The organism is Micromonospora sp. NPDC002296 (assembly GCF_040296145.1).
In the GTDB taxonomy this organism is placed as follows: domain Bacteria; phylum Actinomycetota; class Actinomycetes; order Mycobacteriales; family Micromonosporaceae; genus Micromonospora.
This window is the reverse complement of record NZ_JBEOWQ010000022.1, coordinates 36872-52694: the sequence shown is the minus strand read 5'-3', so window position 1 is coordinate 52694 and position 15823 is coordinate 36872. Positions and strand designations below refer to the sequence as shown.

The window sequence follows — 15823 nt, the reverse complement described above, 5'->3', positions numbered from 1 at the left end:
TCAAGGGTGACGCTCGGAAAAACTCCGAGCGGTGAGCAAGCTCACGACCCTTTTGTCCGGGTTCTAGAGTGATCCAGCTACCCGCCGTACCACAGTCGAGGATCAATATAGTACAGTCCGCGTGACATTGCTGACATTTCCGGCACCTCGCCCTCGGTGTGCGGCCACCGTCTCGGCACGGTGTGGGGGACCGCCTGACCAAGGGCTGTACCCGAGGCCTAACAGATTACTCTCAGTGCGGCCGGAACGGATGCAAATCTAACTTTCTCTCGTTCGCCGAGGTAGTCCCCGTCCAGCTGGAAGGCCTGCGGGCGGCTCGTGAACAGGGTGAACTCGTTCACGTCGTGCAGCCGCAGCACCTGTCGGCCCCGAGGATCCGGGGCTCGCGAGAGCGCCTGCGTCACCGTGCGTGCGGTGCTCGCCACGCGGAGCTGACGCATCGCCAGCACGTCCAGCCCGAGATCGAAGGACGCCTCCGGGTTCGGGTTGATCTCCCGCTCGCCCAGGTACGTCCACGGCGCGGTGTTCTGGATGATGACGGTGGCCAACTCGCCCTCGGCGGGCTCCCCGGGCCGCTCCAGCGTGATCGCGGGGTGGCGCCGGTCCGAGCGGAGGAAGTACTGGTTCACCGTCGACCGCAGGTAGAGCGCCGGGGTGGAGACCCGGCCCCGCCGGCGGGCCTGCTCCACGCGGTGGATGACCGCCGCGTCGATGCCGAAGCCGGCGCAGAAGGTGAAGTAGCGGTCGTCGGCCCGCCCCAGCCCGACCGTCCGGGACCGGCCCAGCCGCAGCCCCTCAAGGATCATGCTGGTGCCCTCGGGCCACTCCCGGGGCAGGCCCAGCGCCCGGGCGAACACGTTCGTCGAGCCGCCCGGGACGGTGGCCAGCGCCGGCAGGCGCTCGGCGGGCGTCCCCCCGGTGCGGATGGTCGGCGGGTCGGCCGTCATCAGGCCGTTCACCACCTCGTTGACCGTGCCGTCGCCCCCGAGCGTGACCACCAGGTCGACGCCCTCCTCGGCTGCCTCCCGGGCGAGGTCGGTGGCATGGCCCCGCCGGCGGGTGTACCGCACCGACAGGTCGACTTGGCTGCGCAACGCCCGGACCAGGACGTCCCGGCTGCGCTCGCTGGTGGTGGTGGCCTTCGGATTGACGACCAGGACGGCCCGCATGGGCGGCACTGTACCGCGATCCACCACGGGTATCGTGTCGCGCGTGACCATCGACTCGGACCGGAATCCGACCCCGCTGCAATGGGCGGTGCGGCTGCTCCGGGCGGAGGCGGTCGCGCTCGCACTGGTGGCCGCCTGGCTGGTCTGGGCCGATCTCACCGCCGAGACCACCGACCTGCCGTCGGCGCTGCTGGTGACCGCGTTCGCCCTCGGCGGCACGGCGGCGCTGTGGGTGCTCGGCGGCGCCCTGGGCCGGCGCCGGGCCGGGGCCCGCGCCCCGGCGATCGTCCTGGAGCTCATGCTGCTGCCGGTCGGTTGGTACATGATTCAGGGCGGCCTGGGGTGGCTGGGCCTGCCGCTGATGGCGCTCGGCCTCGGGGTGTCCGCCCTGCTGGTCAGCCCGCCCACCACGCGGGCCCTCGGCTTCTAGCCGGTCCGCGGCGGGCCGCGGGGGTCAGTAGCGGGACGCGCGCCGGGTGAGCAGGGAGATGGTGGCCCGGCCGTTCGCCGCGTTCGTCGATGCGGCCGTGGTCAGCGCGGTCAGCACCTTCCAGGCGAAGGACGACTCGGAGGGCAACGTCGCGCCGCGCACCGTCGGCACGGTCACCTCGACGGTGAGCGCGTCGTCGGTCACCGCGAACCGGCACTCCAGCTCGGCGTCCCGGGTGGCGATCGCGAGCAGCATGGCGCACGCCTCGTCCACGGCGATCCGCAGGTCCTCGATCTCGTCGAGGGCGAACTGGAGACGGGCGGCGAGGCCGGCCGTGGCGGTACGGAGCACGCCGAGGTAGCCGCCGTCGGCGGGCACGGTCAGGTGCACCACATCGTCGTCGGTCGCTGGCTGGCCGGTCAGTTGAGTCACGCCTCATCCCCCCGGCGGGGACTCTACCCCGTCAGGCCGACGGGCGCGTGGCCGAGCCGCCGGTCGTGGCCGGGGCCCCGCCGCCGGCCTGCTCCGCGAGCGCGTGCAGGGCGGGCCCGGTCAGCCGGTACGGCACCCACTGCGCCAGCGGCGCGGCGCCGACCGCGGCGTAGAACCGGGCGGCCGGATTCCAGTCGATCATCGACCAGTCGAGCCGCCGGTAGCCCCGCTCCACGCAGATCGCGGCCAGGGTGGCCAGCAGCCGCCGGCCCGCGCCGCTGCCCCGGGCCTCCGGGCGGACGTACAGGTCCTCCAGGTGGATGCCGTGCACGCCGGCCCAGGTGGAGAAGTTGAGGAACCAGAGCGTGAAGCCGAGCGGCCGGTCGGCATCGTCCACCGCCACGTGACCGAACAACGCCGGTGCCGGGCCGAAGAGGGCCGCGTCGAGCTGCTCGGCGCTCAGGTGGCACTGGTCGGGTGCCCGCTCGTACTCGGCCAGCTCGTGCACCATCGCGACGACGGCCGGCACGTCCTCGGGACGTGCCGGCCGTACTGTCGGGGTGAGGCCGGCGGTCACGCCTGCTTGGTCTCCCAGAAGATCTTCGAGATCTCGTCGATCTTCGTCAGCAGCTCGTCGGCCTTGGCCGGGTCCACGCTGCCCTTGGCGCCGCTGGCGCCGGCCAGCTTGGTTGCCTCGTTGAACAGGGTGTGCAGGTTCGGGTACTTCTCGAAGTGGGCCGGCTTGAAGTAGTCCGTCCACAGCACCCACAGGTGGTGCTTGACCAGCTCGGCGCGCTGCTCCTTGATGATCAGCGCCCGGGTGCGGAACTCGGCGTCGGTGTTCGCCTGGTACTTCTCGGCGATCGCCTTGACCGATTCGGCCTCGATCCGGGCCTGGGCCGGGTCGTAGATGCCGCACGGCAGGTCGCAGTGGGCGCTGGCGGTTACGCGCGGCGTGAGGATGCGCAGAAGTCGCATCGGGATCCTCCATGTGAAGTTTGCGATGATCCAAGACGACATTACTCCTGGACATGCTCCCCAGCGGGGTGGAGGTGAAACCCGGGTGCGCCCCGACGAACCCCGGGCCGTGGACCGGCTGCGCGGGCCGCTCGCCGCCGTGCTGGTGACCGGTCCGTCGATGGTCCCCACCCTGCGCCACGGCGACGCGGTGCTGGTCCGCCGGGGAGGCCGCCCGGTCCGCGCCGGCGACGTCGTGGTCGCCGTTTTCCGCAGTCGCCCGGAGCTGCTGGTGGTCAAGCGCGCGGTCCGTCCGCAGGACGGCGGCTGGTGGGTACGTGGCGACAACGACCTGATCACCGACGACTCCCGGGCGTACGGCGTGGCCGATGTGCAGGGCCGGGTGGTGGCCCGGTACTGGCCCCGGCCGGGCCGCCTGCCGCGTCCCTGAGCTACTCCTGAGTATGACCCTACTCACATCAGGGGCGCATCGCCGACACTATGCTCGGCGGGTGCCCGGGTGACCCCCCGCACCGCGTACCGCCGCTCGTCGCCTCACCTAGCGCCCGAGCCGGACGCTCCATCTGCTCGACAGATCCTGGAGTCACCATGTCTTCGTCCATCGTGGATCCCGCCGATCCCGTCTTCCGACTGCACGCCGGCGGCAAGATGGCCGTCGCCTCCACCGTCCCGCTGACCAGCCGGGAGGACCTCTCCCTCGCGTACACCCCCGGGGTGGCCCGGGTGTGCGAGGCGATCGCCGCCGACCCGGCCCTGGCCGACGACTACACCTGGGTGGGGCACACCGTCGCGGTCGTCACCGACGGGTCGGCCGTGCTCGGTCTGGGCAACATCGGCCCGCGCGCGGCGCTGCCGGTGATGGAGGGCAAGGCGGTGCTGTTCAAGCAGTTCGGCGGCGTGGACGCGGTGCCTATCTGCCTGGACACCCAGGACGTGGACGAGATCGTCGCGGTGGTGAAGGCCCTCGCCCCCTCGTTCGGCGGGATCAACCTGGAGGACATCAGCGCGCCGCGGTGCTTCGAGGTGGAGCGCCGGCTCGACGAGGCGCTGCCCATCCCGGTCTTCCACGACGACCAGCACGGCACCGCGATCGTCGTGCTCGCCGCGCTGCGCAACGCCGCCGCCCTGCTCAACCGCAAGCTGGGCGACCTGCGGGTGACGGTCAGCGGCGCGGGCGCGGCCGGGGTGGCGGTGACCCGGATGCTGATCGCCGGGGGAGTGGACCCGACGCGGGTGGTGGTCTGCGACTCGAAGGGGATCATCGGCCGGCACCGGACCGAGCTCACCGGCACCAAGGCCGCCCTCGCGGCCGACACCAACGCCGCGGGCCGCCGGGGCGACGTCACCGAGGCCCTGCGCGGCGCGGACGTGCTGATCGGCGTCTCCGGCGGGCAGATCCCGGAGGAGGCGGTGGCCGCAATGGCACCCGGCGGCATCGTCTTCGCGCTGGCCAACCCGACCCCCGAGGTGCACCCCGAGGTGGCCGCCCGGCACGTCGCGGTGGTCGCGACCGGCCGCAGCGACTACCCCAACCAGATCAACAACGTGCTGGCCTTCCCCGGGGTCTTCCGGGGCGCGCTGGACGCCCGGGCCACCCGGATCACCGAGGGGATGAAGGTGGCCGCCGCCGACGCGATCGCCGGCGTGGTCGCCGAGGCGCTGACCGCCGACGCGATCGTGCCGTCCCCGCTGGACCCGCGGGTCGCCCCCGCGGTGGCCGAGGCCGTCGCCGAGGCCGCCCGCCGCGACGGCGTCGCCCGCGCCTGAGTCGGACGACGGGCCCCTTCGCTGTCGTCCGGTCTGAGAAGGGGCCCTTCTTGACACCCCCGCTCCTTGCTACGGTGCGGATCATGCGTGCCGCCTTCGCGTCGAGCTTCGACGCCGACAATCCGCTCTCCGCGCTGACTGTCGGCGAGCGTCCCGAGCCGATCCACCCCGAGGACGACTGGGTCACCGTGCAGATGCGGGCCAGCTCGCTCAACCACCACGACCTGTGGTCGCTGCGCGGCGTGGGGCTCGGCGCGGACCGGCTGCCGATGATCCTCGGCTGCGACGCCGTCGGCACCGACCCGGACGGCAACGAGGTCGTGGTCTACCCGCTGGTCGCCGACCCGGGCGACCCGCGTGGCATGTCCATCCTCTCCGAGCACTTTCAAGGGACCCTCGCCGAGCGGGTGGCCGTACCCCGGATGAACCTGCTGCGCCTGCCGGGCGGCGTGTCCGCGACGGACGCCGCCTGCCTGCCCACCGCGTGGCTCACCGCCTGGCGGATGCTGACCACCAAGGGCCGGGTGGAGGACGCCGAGTCGGTGCTGGTCCAGGGCGCGGGCGGCGGCGTCGCCACGGCGGCCGTCGCGCTCGCCGTCGCGCTCGGCAAGCGGGTGTACGCGACCAGCCGCGACCCCGGCAAGCGGGAGCGGATCACCGAGCTGGGGGCGACCGCGCTGGAGTCCGGCGCCCGGCTCCCGGAGCGGGTCGACGTGGTGGTCGAGACGGTCGGGGCGGCCACCTTCGACCACTCGCTGAAGTCGGCCGCGCCGATGGCCCGGATCGTGGTCTCCGGGGCGACCGCCGGGCACGAACCGAAGGTCAACCTGCGCCGCGTCTTCGCCATGCAACTGGAGATCCTCGGCACCTCGATGGGCACCCCGGGCGAGCTGACCGAGCTGCTGGCATTCTGCGCCGAGCACGACGTGCGCCCGGTGGTGGACAGCGTGGTGCCGTTCAGCCGGGTCGAGGACGCCTTCGCCCGACTGCACTCGGGCGACGCCTTCGGCAAGATCGTCATCGACCACACGGCCTGATCGGCCCTCCCGCCGGGACGGGCCCCGGCGGGAGGGGCCTCACAACCGGTCGTCGAGGGTGGCGAGGCCACCCCGGGTGGCCTCGGCCGGCAGCCGGCCCTTGGCCGCCGCGTCGCCGTACAGGGTCCAGCGGAGGAACTCGACGGTGGTGTCCGAGACCACCCGCAGGGCCGCGCCGTCGGTGAGCAGGGCGCGGCCGTGGTCGCCCTTCGGCAGGCTCAGCATCGCCTTGGGCCAGGGCACCCTGTCGTACGCCGCCCGGCCCGACGCGTAGCCGACCACCTCGTCGGCCTCGCCGTGCACGAACAGCTGCGGCGCGGCGGCCCCGGCGAACGCCGTGCCCACGCCCAGGGCGGTGCCGGCGAAGACCACCCCGGCGTCCAGCCGGTCGTCCCGCCCGGCGGTGAACAGGCCGATCGTGGTCACCCCGCCGGCCGAGTGCCCCGCCGCGGCCACCCGGTCGGTGGCGAGCCGGCCGCGCAGCGGGTCGCCCGCCTTCGCGTCCAGGGCGAGCACCCGGGTCAGCGCGTACGACACGTCGGCGGGCTGGTTGAGCACGTCCAGCACGTTGCCGTCGCCGCCCCGGGCGGTGTGCGGGAAGGCCGGCGCGGCCACCACGAGACCGGCCGCCGCCCACCGGGCGAGCAGGGTGGCGTAGTCGTCCGGCCGGCCGTTCAGGCCGTGGCTGAACATCACCACGGGGAACCGGCCGGCGGCGGCGGGCGTGGACCGCTCGGGCGTCCCGCCGGCCGCGCCCCGGGCCGGGTACCAGATGGTCACCGGCAGCGGCCGGTCGCCGCCGCGGTTGAGCTTGAGCTGGCGTACGCCGACCGCGAAGGACCCGCTCGGCGCGGTGCCGGCGGGCACGCGCGGCGCCGGGGTGGTGGCCTTCGGCGGCTCCACCGGATCAACGCCGCGCCCGGCCGGCCCGGCGTCGCCCGAGCAGCCGCTCAGCCCGGCGGCGAGCAGGGCGGCGACCAGCAGGGCGGCGGTGCGGCGACGGGGCATGAATCCGATTGTGCCTCGCAAGGTGAGGCGACCGGCCGACATCGCACCGCAGGCGAGCGGCCGATCACCCGGGATACGGGGGTGGGTCCGCCGGGCCGGTCGCCCCCACCGGACGCGCGGCGGCGGCAGCGCGGAGGCGGGCGATGTCGGTGACGTCCTTCGAACGACGGGGCCCAAGAAATGCACCCTCCGCACTAAATGTCGGAACCCCTACTGCAAGATCGCGGGCGGGGTAGGGCTGCGGGCGGGGCAGGGGGTGGGGTCAGTGGGTGGGGAGGCGGGAGAGCCAGGTGGTGTGGGGGGAGCGGGCGATGGTGGGGAGGCGGGGGAGGGCGGTGGCGTCGCCGTAGAGGGTCCAGCGGAGGAAGTCCGTGGTGGCGGCGAGAACCTGGGGGAATCCGGGATGGCCGGGGGTCAGGTACGCGCCGTGGCCCTGGCCGGTGACGGTGAGGAACGCGGCCGGGCCGGGCGTCCGGGCGTACGCGGCCCGGCCGACGGTCACCGGCACCACCGGGTCGGCGTCGCCGTGCACGAACAGCACCGGCGCGGCGGGACCGGCGAACGCGCCGGCCAGACCGCCCCCGGCGATCACGATGCCCGCCCGCAGCCGGGAAGAGTGCCCGGAGGTGAGCATCCCGGCGGTGGTGAACCCGCCCGCCGAGTGCCCGGCCGCGGCGAAGCGGGCGACGTCCAGGTGGCCGGCGAGCGGGTCGCCCCGGCGGGCGTCGAGGCGGACCAGGTGCCGGATCAGCCGCCAGCCGTCGGCCGGCTGGTTACGCACGTCCGCCCGGGTGAACCGGGCCGCACCGCGCCGGGTGCGCGGGTACGCCGCAGCGGCCACCACGAACCCGGCGGCGGCCCATCGGGTGGTCAGCGGGGCGTGCAGTTCGGGCAGGCTGTGCAGCCCGTGGCTGAACACGACGACCGGGAACCGGCCCTGGGCGATCCCGCCGGGGCCGGCCGGATACCAGACGGTCACCGGCAGCGGGCGCGCGCCGCCCGGGTCGAGCGTGAACGTCCGCACCCCGACCGGGTACGCCCCGGCGGGCGCGGACCGGGCCGGCGGTTCCCCGCCTCCAGCGGCGGCGGTGGCCGGGCCACAGCCGGCCAGCAGCGTCGTCATCAGCACGGCGACCAGCCGTCGAACCCCCACGTCACTACGCTAGGCGGCCCGGGACCGGCGCGGCCCCGCCGTCCGGACCGGTCGGCGGAGCCACCCGGCGGGGGCGGCTCCCCCCATCGGGCGGTCCTGCGGCGTTTCGCCCGCGTGGGGGCGGTTCGGTCGGACCGCCTTGGCTATGGTCTGGCCCATGTCTGACAAGTACCTGGACCCGAGCGGCAACACAGAGCAGTTCCGGGCGTTCGCCCACGAGCCTGAGGCCGGCGCCCCGGCGGCGTCCCGGGCGTCCCTGGTCGTCGGCGCCGCGGTCGGCGCGGTGGTGCTGGTGGCCGTGGTCGCCTGGCTGGCCCTGGCCTGACCGGCCTCAGCGTGCCGGCCGCAACAAGCCGGCGGCAGTGAGCCGGCTGCACAAGCCGGGCCGCAGTGAGCCGGTCTCAGCGGAGGCTCGGCCGAGCCTGGCCGCTCGGGGTCAGTTGGTCGTCCCGACCACCGCGCGGGTCTCCCGGGCGATCTCGCGCTCCTCGTCGGTGCCGATCACGCAGACGGCGACCTCCGCGCCGTCCGGGGAGATCACCCGGTCGCCGCTGCCGGCGTTGCGCCCCTGGTCGACGGCGATGCCGAGCCGCTCCAGTCCGGCCAGCGCGGCGGTCCGCACCGCGGCGGCGTGCTCGCCCACCCCGGCGGTGAAGGTGACCGCGTCCACCCGCCCGAGCAGGGCGTAGTACGCCCCGACGTACCCGGTGATCCGGCGGCGGTAGACGTCGAAGGCGAGCGCGGCGGCCGGGTCGCCGGCGTCGCGGCGGGACAGCACCTCGCGCATGTCGTTGACCCCGGTCAGGCCGAGCAGGCCGCTGCGGTGGTTGAGCAGGTCGTCGATCTCGTCCACCCCCATCCCGGCCTCCCGGCGCAGGTGGAAGATGATCGTCGGGTCGAGGTCGCCGCTGCGGGTGCCCATCACCAGGCCCTCCAACGGGGACATCCCCATCGAGGTGGCCACGCTGCGCCCGCCCTGCACGGCGCAGGCGCTCGCCCCGTTGCCCAGGTGCAGGGTGATGGTGTTCAGCTCCTCGTACGGCCGGCCCAGCAGCTCGGCGGTGCGCCGGGAGACGTACGCGTGCGAGGTGCCGTGGAAGCCGTACCGGCGGATGTCGTACCGCTGGGCGGTGTCCCGGTCGATCGCGTAGGTCGCGGCGGCCTCGGGCAGGGTGTGGTGGAACGCGGTGTCGAAGACGGCGACCTGCGGCACGCCGGGCAGCGCCTCGCGGGCCACCCGGATGCCGGCCAGGTTCGCCGGGTTGTGCAGCGGGGCGAGCGGCACGAGTTCCCCGATCGCCGTGAACACCGCGTCGTCGATCAGCACCGGCTCGGCGAAGCGTCGCCCGCCGTGCACCACCCGGTGCCCGACCGCGACCAGCCCGGTCAGGTCCAGCCGGCCGAGGATCTCCCGGACCGCCGTCTCGTGGTCGGCCGGGCCGCCCTCCGGCTCGCCGACCCGCTCCACCGTTCCGGAGGCGCGCACCTCGTCGCCGTCGTACAGCCGGTACTTGACCGACGACGAGCCGCAGTTGAGGACGAGTACCCGACTCATGACGACTCCCCGGCGGCGGCCTGGATGGCGGTGATCGCGACGGTGTTGACGATGTCCGGGACGGTGGCGCCCCGGGACAGGTCGTTGACCGGCCGGCGCAGGCCCTGCATCACCGGGCCGACGGCCACCGCTCCGGCCGAGCGCTGCACCGCCTTGTACGTGTTGTTGCCCGTGTTCAGGTCCGGGAAGATGAACACCGTGGCCCGCCCGGCGGCCGCGCTGTCGGGCAGCTTGGTGGCCGCGACCTTCGGGTCGATCGCCGCGTCGTACTGGATCGGGCCCTCCACCAGCAGCTCCGGGCGGCGCTCGCGGACCAGTCGGGTGGCCGCCGCGACCTTCTCCACGTCCGCCCCCGCCCCGGAGTCCCCGGTCGAGTACGACAGCATCGCCACCCGCGGCTCGATGCCGAACCGGGCGGCGGTGTCGGCCGAGGAGATGGCGATGTCGGCGAGCTGGGCGGCGTCCGGGTCGGGGTTCACCGCGCAGTCGCCGTACACCAGCACCCGGTCGGCGAGCAGCATGAAGAAGACGCTGGAGGCCACCGAGAGCCCGGGCACCGTGCGGATGATCTCGAAGGCGGGGCGGATGGTCGCGGCGGTGGTGTGGGTGGCCCCGGAGACCATCCCGTCGGCGTGCCCGGTGTGCACCATCATCGTGCCGAAGTAGTTCGGCTGGGCGACCACGTCGTGCGCCAGCTCGGCGGTCATGCCCCGGTGGGCGCGCAGCTTCGCGTACGCCTCGGCGAACTCGTCGCGCCACTCGCTGGCCGCCGGGTCGACCACGGTCGCCCCGGTGATGTCGATGCCGAGCTCCCGGGTGCGCCGGGCGACGTCGTCGGTGCGGCCGAGCAGGGTCAGGTCGGCCACGCCCCGGCGCAGCAGGATCTCCGCCGCGCGCAGGATCCGCTCCTCCGTGCCCTCGGGCAGCACCAGGTGCCGGCGGGTGGCCCGGGCCCGGTCGATCAGGTCGTACTCGAACATCAGCGGGGTGACCCGCTCGGAGCGGCTGACCCGCAGCCGGCGGGCCAGGTCGTCGGTGTCGACGTTGGCCTCGAACGCGCCGAGCGCGGCCTCCACCTTGCGCGGGTTCGCGACGCTTGGCCGTCCCTCGATCCGGCTGGACGCGGCCACCGTGTCGTAGCTGTCGCTGGGCACCGACAGCACCGCGAACCCGGTGTTCAGCCCCTCCACCAGCCGCATCGCCCTGGGGTCCGGCTGCTCGCCGAGGGTGAGCACCACCCCGGCCAGGGAGACCTGCCCGGCGACGTGCGCGGCGCTCGCCGCCACCACCAGGTCGGCCCGGTCACCGGGGGTGATCACCAGTGCGCCCTCGGTCAGGTGGTCGAGCAGCGTCGGCACGTGCGCCGCGCCGACCACGTAGTCGAGCACGTCGCGGCCGAGCGCGGCGTCGTCGCCGGCCAGCAGGGTGGCGCCGAGCGCCGCCGCCACCTCGGCCACCGTCGGCGCCGACACGGTCGGCACCTCCGGGATGGCGTACGTGGGGACGGGCAGCTCGGGCAGCGTCATCGTTCCCGGCACCCGGTTGGCGATCACCGCCAGCACCGTCGCACCCAGGTCCTCCAGGTCGTGGTACGCCCCGCGCGCGGCCGCCGCGATCGCCTCCGGCTCCTGCCCGAAGCCGTCGATCACCGGCACCACCACGCTGCCGAACTCGGTGGCCAGCCGGGCGTTGAAGGCCAGCTCGCGGGGGCCCGCGCCGTCCCCGCCGTCGGCGAAGTCGCTGCCCACCACCACCATCGCCGGGCAGCGCCGTTCGACGTCCCGGTACCGCTCGACGAGCCGGGAGATCAGCTGCTCCCGCCGGCCGTCGGCGACCAGCTCGGTGGCCTCCGGGTAGGTGGCACCGTGCAGGTCGGCCAGCGGCAGGTCGATCCGGTAGCGGTCGGTGAGCAGGGCGAGGATCGGGTCGGGGCCCCTGCCGGCGACCAGCGGTCGGAACGCGCCGATCCGCTCGACCTGTCGGGAGAGGAGCTCGGCGAGGCCGAGCGCGATGGTCGACTTCCCTCCGCCGGAACCCACACTGGTCAGATACACGCTCCGGGCCACGCCCCCACGCTACAAGATCGCCGCCCGCAGCGCCGCGGTCCCCTCTCCGACCTTGGGGGATCCTCGTCTCACTCAGGCCGCTGACCAGGCACTTCAGGTTTCCTCGCTCCTAGACTCGCCACTCGTGACCGACCGTCGGACCATCGTCCCGCCCTCGCCCCTGCCCGAGCAGCCGACCGAGCAGCCGGCCGTCGTGCGGCCCGTGACGGACGGTCCGACGGTCCCACTCACCGTGACGGACGGTCCGACGGTCGTCGTGCCGACCGTCACCGACGGTCCGACGGCCCTCCTGGCCGCGGTTCCCGACCTGCCGCCGGTCTTCGTCGACCCGAGCGGGCGGCGCGGGACCCGGCTGCGGCGGATCGCGTACGTCGCCGGGCTGGCCGGGTTGGCGTACACCGCGCTGGTCGGGGTGAGCTTCGCCGGGGGGCCGGTGCGACCGGAGAACGTGCTGCCCTTCGTCGACTCGACGCAGCGCCCCTGGAAGGCGCCCGCGCCGCCGGCCGCCCCGGCCCCCGCCCCGACGACCGTGAAGCCCACCACGCCGGCCCCCGGCCCGACCCGTGCCACGGCGACCCGGAGCGCGCCCGCCGCCACGGCCTCGTCCCGGCCGGCGTCCCCGTCGGCCGGCAGCCCGAGTCCCAGCCGGAGCGCGGCGTCGCCCCCGGGCACCACGGCACCGCCGACGACCGTGCCGCCCAGCACCGCGCCGCCGACGGCCGTCCCGCCCCCGGTGGTCGACCCACCGGCCCTTCCGGAACAGTCCGAGTAGCGTGCGGACAGCCGCCAACCCGTCCACCGGTCGGCCCCCGCCGCCGGCCCGCCGCGCTCGCCGCACCCGGCGGGTCCGCCGGCCCACGCCGCCGCCGAGCTGGGCCCTGTTGGGCGTCCTGCTCGTCGTCCTGGCCGGCGTGCTCGTCGTCGGGGCGTACGCGAACGCCGCCTTCGTCCCCGACCGCGCGCAGCACGACGACGGCCAGGACCGGGTGCCCGCCGAGGTGGTCAACGGCGGCCCGATCATCAACGCCGCCGACGGCCAGCACCGCTCCTACCGACTGCCCGCACGCACCGTCGCGCTCACCTTCGACGACGGTCCCGACCCGAAGTGGACCCGCGAGGTGCTGCGGGTCCTCGACGCCCACCAGGTGAAGGGCACCTTCTTCGTGGTCGGGTCGCAGGCCGCCCGGCACCCCGAACTGGTGCGGGAACTGGTCGCCGGCGGGCACGAGGTCGGCGTGCACACCTTCACCCATCCCGACCTGACCACGCTGTCCGGCTGGCGTCGCCGGATGGAGTACGGCCAGACGCAGCTCGCGCTCGCCGGCGCGGCCGGGGTCCGGTCGTCGCTGATGCGGTTCCCGTACTCCTCGCACGCCGACGCGATCGACGACCGGGACTGGCCGCTGATCACCGAGGCTGGCGAGCTGGGCTACCTCAACGTGCTCAACGACACCGACAGCCGGGACTGGGCGCTGCCCGGGGTGGACGCCACGATCGCCAACGCCACGCCGGCCGGCTATTCGGGCGCGATCAGCCTCTGGCACGACGCCGGCGGGGACCGGGCCCAGACCGTCGCCGCCCTGGACCGTTTCATCCCGCTGATGAAGGAACGCGGCTACCGGTTCACCACCGCGACCGAGGGGCTGAACCTGACACTGGCCGCGGCCGGGATCGACCACCGGGTGACCGGGAACCCGGTCGCGTCCGGGGCGGAACGGTGGCAGGGCCGGATGCTGGTCTGGGCGGTGCAGGGCGCCGACCGCACGCTCACCCTCTTCGGCGCGCTCTTCGTGCTCGTCGGCGTGCTCACCGTCGGGCGCACCGTCCTGCTGCTCCTGCTCGCCGGGCGGCACGCCAGGCGCCGCCGGGCCCGGGACTGGACCTGGGGACCGCCGGTGACCGAGCCGGTGTCGGTGATCGTCCCCGCGTACAACGAGAAGGAGGGGATCGCCGCGGCGGTCCGGTCGCTGGCCACCGGCGACCACCCCGGGGGCATCGAGGTCGTCGTGGTCGACGACGGCTCGACGGACGGGACCGCCGACATCGCCGAGGGGCTCGGCCTGCCGAACGTCCGGGTCGTGCGCAAGCCGAACGGCGGCAAGCCGAGCGCGTTGAACACCGGCGTGGCGCTGGCCCGCCACGAGTTGCTGGTGCTGGTCGACGGCGACACCGTCTTCGAGCCGGACGCCGTGCGCCGGCTGGTCCAGCCGTTCGCCGACCCGCAGGTGGGAGCGGTCGCCGGCAACGTCAAGGTGGGCAACCGGGACAGCCTCATCGCCAAGTGGCAGCACATCGAGTACGTCATCGGGTTCAACCTCGACCGCCGCCTCTACGAGACCCTGCGGTGCATGTCGACGGTGCCGGGCGCGATCGGCGGGTTCCGCCGGCAGGCCCTCGTGTACGCCGGCGGGATGACCGACGACACCCTGGCCGAGGACACCGACATCACCATGGCCCTGGGCCGGGCCGGCTGGAAGGTGGTGTACGAGGAGAGGGCCCGGGCGTGGACCGAGGCCCCGGCGACGATGGGGCAGCTGTGGAAGCAGCGCTACCGGTGGAGCTACGGCACCATGCAGGCGATGTGGAAGCACCGCCGCTCGCTGCTCGACCCCGGCGCGTCCGGCCGGTTCAGCCGCCGTTGCCTGCTGTTCCTGAGCCTGTTCGGGGTGCTGCTGCCGCTGCTGGCGCCGGTGATCGACCTGCTCGCCCTGTACGGCCTGTTCTTCCTCGACCGGACCGCGACGGTGGTGGCCTGGCTGGCCATGCTGGCGGTGCAGTTCCTCACCGCGGTGGTGGCGTTCCGGCTGGACCGGGAGAAACTGGGCGTGCTCTGGGTGCTGCCGTTGCAGCAGTTCGTCTACCGGCAGCTGATGTACCTGGTGATGATCCAGTCGGTGGTCACCGCGCTGACCGGCGGCCGGCTGGGCTGGCAGAAGCTGCGCCGCACCGGCCTGCGCCCGACCGTCCGTGCCGGCAACGGCTGACGGTCAGCGGGCGCGGCGGGCCAGGTCGAGGGCGTACTCGGGCCACCAGACGCCGCTGTCCGGCTCGCCGGGCCGGCAGGCGTCGTCGGACTCGCCGGGGAACTTGACCCAGAGCAGGGCGTCCACCCGGTCCGGGCCCGGGTCGGCCGTGGGCTCCTCGCCGAGCGCCCGGCCCGGCGGGTTGCACCAGCTCGGCGCGCCGTCCACGGTAGGGCCCGGGTGCGGGCCGTTGCCGTTTCGGCTGGTGTCGACGACGAACCGGGTCGCCCCGCCGAGCGCGTCGGAGAGCCGGTGACCGTAGCGGACGTTCTCGTCGGTGCCGACGAAGTTCGCCACGTTCAGGGCGAAGCCGGCCGCGTCGGCGATCCCGGCCCGGCGCAGCGCCGCGGCGAGCCGGTCGACGTCGGTGATCCAGCCGGGATGCCCCGCGTCGAGGTACACCCGGGCGCTGCCGGTGCTGCCCAGCACGGCCACCGCGTCCCGCAGCAGCGCGAACCGGCCGGCGACGTCGGGCACGCAGCCGGCCACGGCGTCCGGGACCGCGCCGGGTTCGAGGACCACGGTGACCGGCCGGCCGGCCACCCCGGCCGCCAGGTCCCGGATCCAGCGCTGGTAGTCCGCCGCGTCCCCGGCACCGCCGGCCCCGCGCCGGGCGCAGTCGCGGTCCGGCACGTTGTGCACCACCAGCACCGGCGTCTGCCCGGCGACGGCCGCCGCCGTCAGGAAGGCGTCCACCTCGGCGCGGACCGCCGGGTTGCCGGTGAGCCACTTCGCGCTCGGGCGACCGGCGATCGCGCGCAGGGCCTCGGCGTCGGCGGTGCGCCCCTGCGCGGCCCAGCGGTCCGCCTGCGCGCCGGCCGGGTTCGCCGGGTCGACGTAGAAGACGGGCGGCAGGGCCGTCTGGGTGGCCCCGCCGTCGCCGTCCGGCCCGGCCCGGGGCGAGGGGTCGGCGCCGCAGCCGGCGAGCAGCAGCGCCAGGGCGACGCCGGCCGCCCCGGCCGCTCGGCGGCTCAGTCCTCGTCCTCGTCGTCCAGGCGGGCCAGCCAGGTGGCGAACCGCTCGATCGGCGTCTCGAACTCGGGGTTCAGGTCCACGAAGTCGCGCAGCCGCTCGCCGAGCCACTCCATGCTGACCGACTCCTCGCCCCGGCGCTCGACCAGTTCCTCGATCCCGCGGTCGGTGAAGTACATCCGTACGTCCTCATTCCTGGTCCCGGCCGGCGGCCGGGTCGGGTGGTCCGCCGA

The 15823-nt window shown here is 74.5% G+C and carries 17 protein-coding genes; 7 read left to right on the top strand and 10 right to left on the bottom strand.

Annotated elements, in window-relative coordinates:
• Positions 1-218: 218 nt before the first annotated feature.
• Positions 219-1169, bottom strand: a complete 951-nt coding sequence (locus ABT023_RS18365) for a diacylglycerol/lipid kinase family protein (RefSeq protein ID WP_350886963.1) — start codon at positions 1167-1169, stop codon at positions 219-221.
• A 43-nt stretch (positions 1170-1212) separates the two neighbouring features.
• On the opposite strand from ABT023_RS18365, the gene ABT023_RS18360 reads away from it, so the two are divergent.
• Positions 1213-1599 carry a hypothetical protein gene (locus ABT023_RS18360; RefSeq protein ID WP_350886960.1) on the top strand — a complete coding sequence of 129 codons (387 nt, stop codon included), beginning with the start codon at positions 1213-1215 and terminating at the stop codon, positions 1597-1599.
• 24 nt (positions 1600-1623) lie between these two features.
• Here the strand turns inward: ABT023_RS18360 and ABT023_RS18355 are convergent, their stop codons facing one another.
• Genes ABT023_RS18355 through sodN form a run of 3 tightly spaced genes read right to left on the bottom strand, consistent with a single transcriptional unit; the run spans position 1624 to position 3009 of the window.
• The gene (locus ABT023_RS18355) at positions 1624-2031 is read right to left on the bottom strand and encodes an ATP-binding protein (protein ID WP_350886958.1); all 408 of its coding nucleotides are present in this window, start codon (positions 2029-2031) and stop codon (positions 1624-1626) included.
• A gap of 31 nt (positions 2032-2062) precedes the next feature.
• Positions 2063-2608, bottom strand: a complete 546-nt coding sequence (locus tag ABT023_RS18350) for a GNAT family N-acetyltransferase (RefSeq protein ID WP_350886955.1) — start codon at positions 2606-2608, stop codon at positions 2063-2065.
• A complete protein-coding gene (sodN, locus tag ABT023_RS18345) occupies positions 2605-3009 on the bottom strand; it encodes a superoxide dismutase, Ni (RefSeq protein WP_350886952.1) in 405 nt (134 codons plus the stop codon). The genes ABT023_RS18350 and sodN overlap by 4 nt, the downstream gene beginning before the upstream one ends.
• 25 nt (positions 3010-3034) lie before the next feature.
• Between sodN and ABT023_RS18340 the strand changes: the two genes are divergently transcribed.
• The 3 genes from ABT023_RS18340 (at position 3035) to ABT023_RS18330 (ending at position 5813) form a co-directional block, all read left to right on the top strand.
• Positions 3035-3439 (top strand): S24/S26 family peptidase, encoded by a 405-nt coding sequence (locus ABT023_RS18340; protein ID WP_502890707.1) that lies wholly within the window; start codon positions 3035-3037, stop codon positions 3437-3439.
• Positions 3440-3597: 158 nt separating this feature from the next.
• Positions 3598-4776 carry an NAD(P)-dependent malic enzyme gene (locus ABT023_RS18335; protein WP_350886947.1) on the top strand — a complete coding sequence of 393 codons (1179 nt, stop codon included), beginning with the start codon at positions 3598-3600 and terminating at the stop codon, positions 4774-4776.
• Positions 4777-4850: 74 nt separating this feature from the next.
• Positions 4851-5813 (top strand): zinc-binding dehydrogenase, encoded by a 963-nt coding sequence (locus ABT023_RS18330; protein WP_350887069.1) that lies wholly within the window; start codon positions 4851-4853, stop codon positions 5811-5813.
• A gap of 39 nt (positions 5814-5852) precedes the next feature.
• Here the strand turns inward: ABT023_RS18330 and ABT023_RS18325 are convergent, their stop codons facing one another.
• Both ABT023_RS18325 and ABT023_RS18320 read right to left on the bottom strand, forming a co-directional pair.
• Positions 5853-6821: an alpha/beta hydrolase family protein gene (locus ABT023_RS18325; RefSeq protein ID WP_350886944.1), complete on the bottom strand. Its 969-nt coding sequence runs from the start codon at positions 6819-6821 to the stop codon at positions 5853-5855.
• A 262-nt stretch (positions 6822-7083) separates the two neighbouring features.
• On the bottom strand, positions 7084-7944 hold the full coding sequence (locus ABT023_RS18320; RefSeq protein ID WP_502890711.1) for an alpha/beta hydrolase family protein: 861 nt from the start codon (positions 7942-7944) through the stop codon (positions 7084-7086).
• A 187-nt stretch (positions 7945-8131) separates the two neighbouring features.
• Between ABT023_RS18320 and ABT023_RS18315 the strand changes: the two genes are divergently transcribed.
• Positions 8132-8299: a hypothetical protein gene (locus ABT023_RS18315; RefSeq protein ID WP_350886938.1), complete on the top strand. Its 168-nt coding sequence runs from the start codon at positions 8132-8134 to the stop codon at positions 8297-8299.
• A gap of 111 nt (positions 8300-8410) precedes the next feature.
• Here ABT023_RS18315 and ABT023_RS18310 read toward each other — a convergent pair whose 3' ends face one another.
• Together ABT023_RS18310 and pta are read right to left on the bottom strand one after the other, a co-directional pair.
• Positions 8411-9529 (bottom strand): acetate/propionate family kinase, encoded by a 1119-nt coding sequence (locus ABT023_RS18310; protein ID WP_350886935.1) that lies wholly within the window; start codon positions 9527-9529, stop codon positions 8411-8413.
• Positions 9526-11595 (bottom strand): phosphate acetyltransferase, encoded by a 2070-nt coding sequence (gene pta / locus ABT023_RS18305; RefSeq protein WP_350886932.1) that lies wholly within the window; start codon positions 11593-11595, stop codon positions 9526-9528. The genes ABT023_RS18310 and pta overlap by 4 nt, the downstream gene beginning before the upstream one ends.
• A gap of 124 nt (positions 11596-11719) precedes the next feature.
• Between pta and ABT023_RS18300 the strand changes: the two genes are divergently transcribed.
• On the top strand, positions 11720-12367 hold the full coding sequence (locus ABT023_RS18300; RefSeq protein ID WP_350886930.1) for a hypothetical protein: 648 nt from the start codon (positions 11720-11722) through the stop codon (positions 12365-12367).
• A 1-nt stretch (position 12368) separates the two neighbouring features.
• Positions 12369-14579 carry a bifunctional polysaccharide deacetylase/glycosyltransferase family 2 protein gene (locus tag ABT023_RS18295; protein WP_350886927.1) on the top strand — a complete coding sequence of 737 codons (2211 nt, stop codon included), beginning with the start codon at positions 12369-12371 and terminating at the stop codon, positions 14577-14579.
• Positions 14580-14582: 3 nt separating this feature from the next.
• Here ABT023_RS18295 and ABT023_RS18290 read toward each other — a convergent pair whose 3' ends face one another.
• Both ABT023_RS18290 and ABT023_RS18285 read right to left on the bottom strand, forming a co-directional pair.
• Positions 14583-15473: a glycoside hydrolase family 6 protein gene (locus tag ABT023_RS18290; protein WP_350887067.1), complete on the bottom strand. Its 891-nt coding sequence runs from the start codon at positions 15471-15473 to the stop codon at positions 14583-14585.
• Positions 15474-15589: 116 nt separating this feature from the next.
• Positions 15590-15769, bottom strand: coding sequence for a DUF6104 family protein (locus tag ABT023_RS18285; protein ID WP_350886925.1), 180 nt, complete (start codon positions 15767-15769; stop codon positions 15590-15592).
• Between the last annotated feature and the right edge of the window lie 54 nt (positions 15770-15823).

Bases quoted from the DNA above. Each gene is read 5' to 3' on its own strand.
- ABT023_RS18365 (WP_350886963.1), bottom strand. From the start codon at position 1,169: ATGCGGGCCGTCCTGGTCGTCAATCCGAAGGCCACCACCACCAGCGAG.
- sodN (WP_350886952.1), bottom strand. From the start codon at position 3,009: ATGCGACTTCTGCGCATCCTCACGCCGCGCGTAACCGCCAGCGCCCAC.
- ABT023_RS18340 (WP_502890707.1), top strand. From the start codon at position 3,035: ATGATCCAAGACGACATTACTCCTGGACATGCTCCCCAGCGGGGTGGA.
- ABT023_RS18335 (WP_350886947.1), top strand. From the start codon at position 3,598: ATGTCTTCGTCCATCGTGGATCCCGCCGATCCCGTCTTCCGACTGCAC.
- ABT023_RS18325 (WP_350886944.1), bottom strand. From the start codon at position 6,821: ATGCCCCGTCGCCGCACCGCCGCCCTGCTGGTCGCCGCCCTGCTCGCC.
- ABT023_RS18320 (WP_502890711.1), bottom strand. From the start codon at position 7,944: ATGACGACGCTGCTGGCCGGCTGTGGCCCGGCCACCGCCGCCGCTGGA.
- ABT023_RS18315 (WP_350886938.1), top strand. From the start codon at position 8,132: ATGTCTGACAAGTACCTGGACCCGAGCGGCAACACAGAGCAGTTCCGG.
- ABT023_RS18310 (WP_350886935.1), bottom strand. From the start codon at position 9,529: ATGAGTCGGGTACTCGTCCTCAACTGCGGCTCGTCGTCGGTCAAGTAC.
- ABT023_RS18285 (WP_350886925.1), bottom strand. From the start codon at position 15,769: ATGTACTTCACCGACCGCGGGATCGAGGAACTGGTCGAGCGCCGGGGC.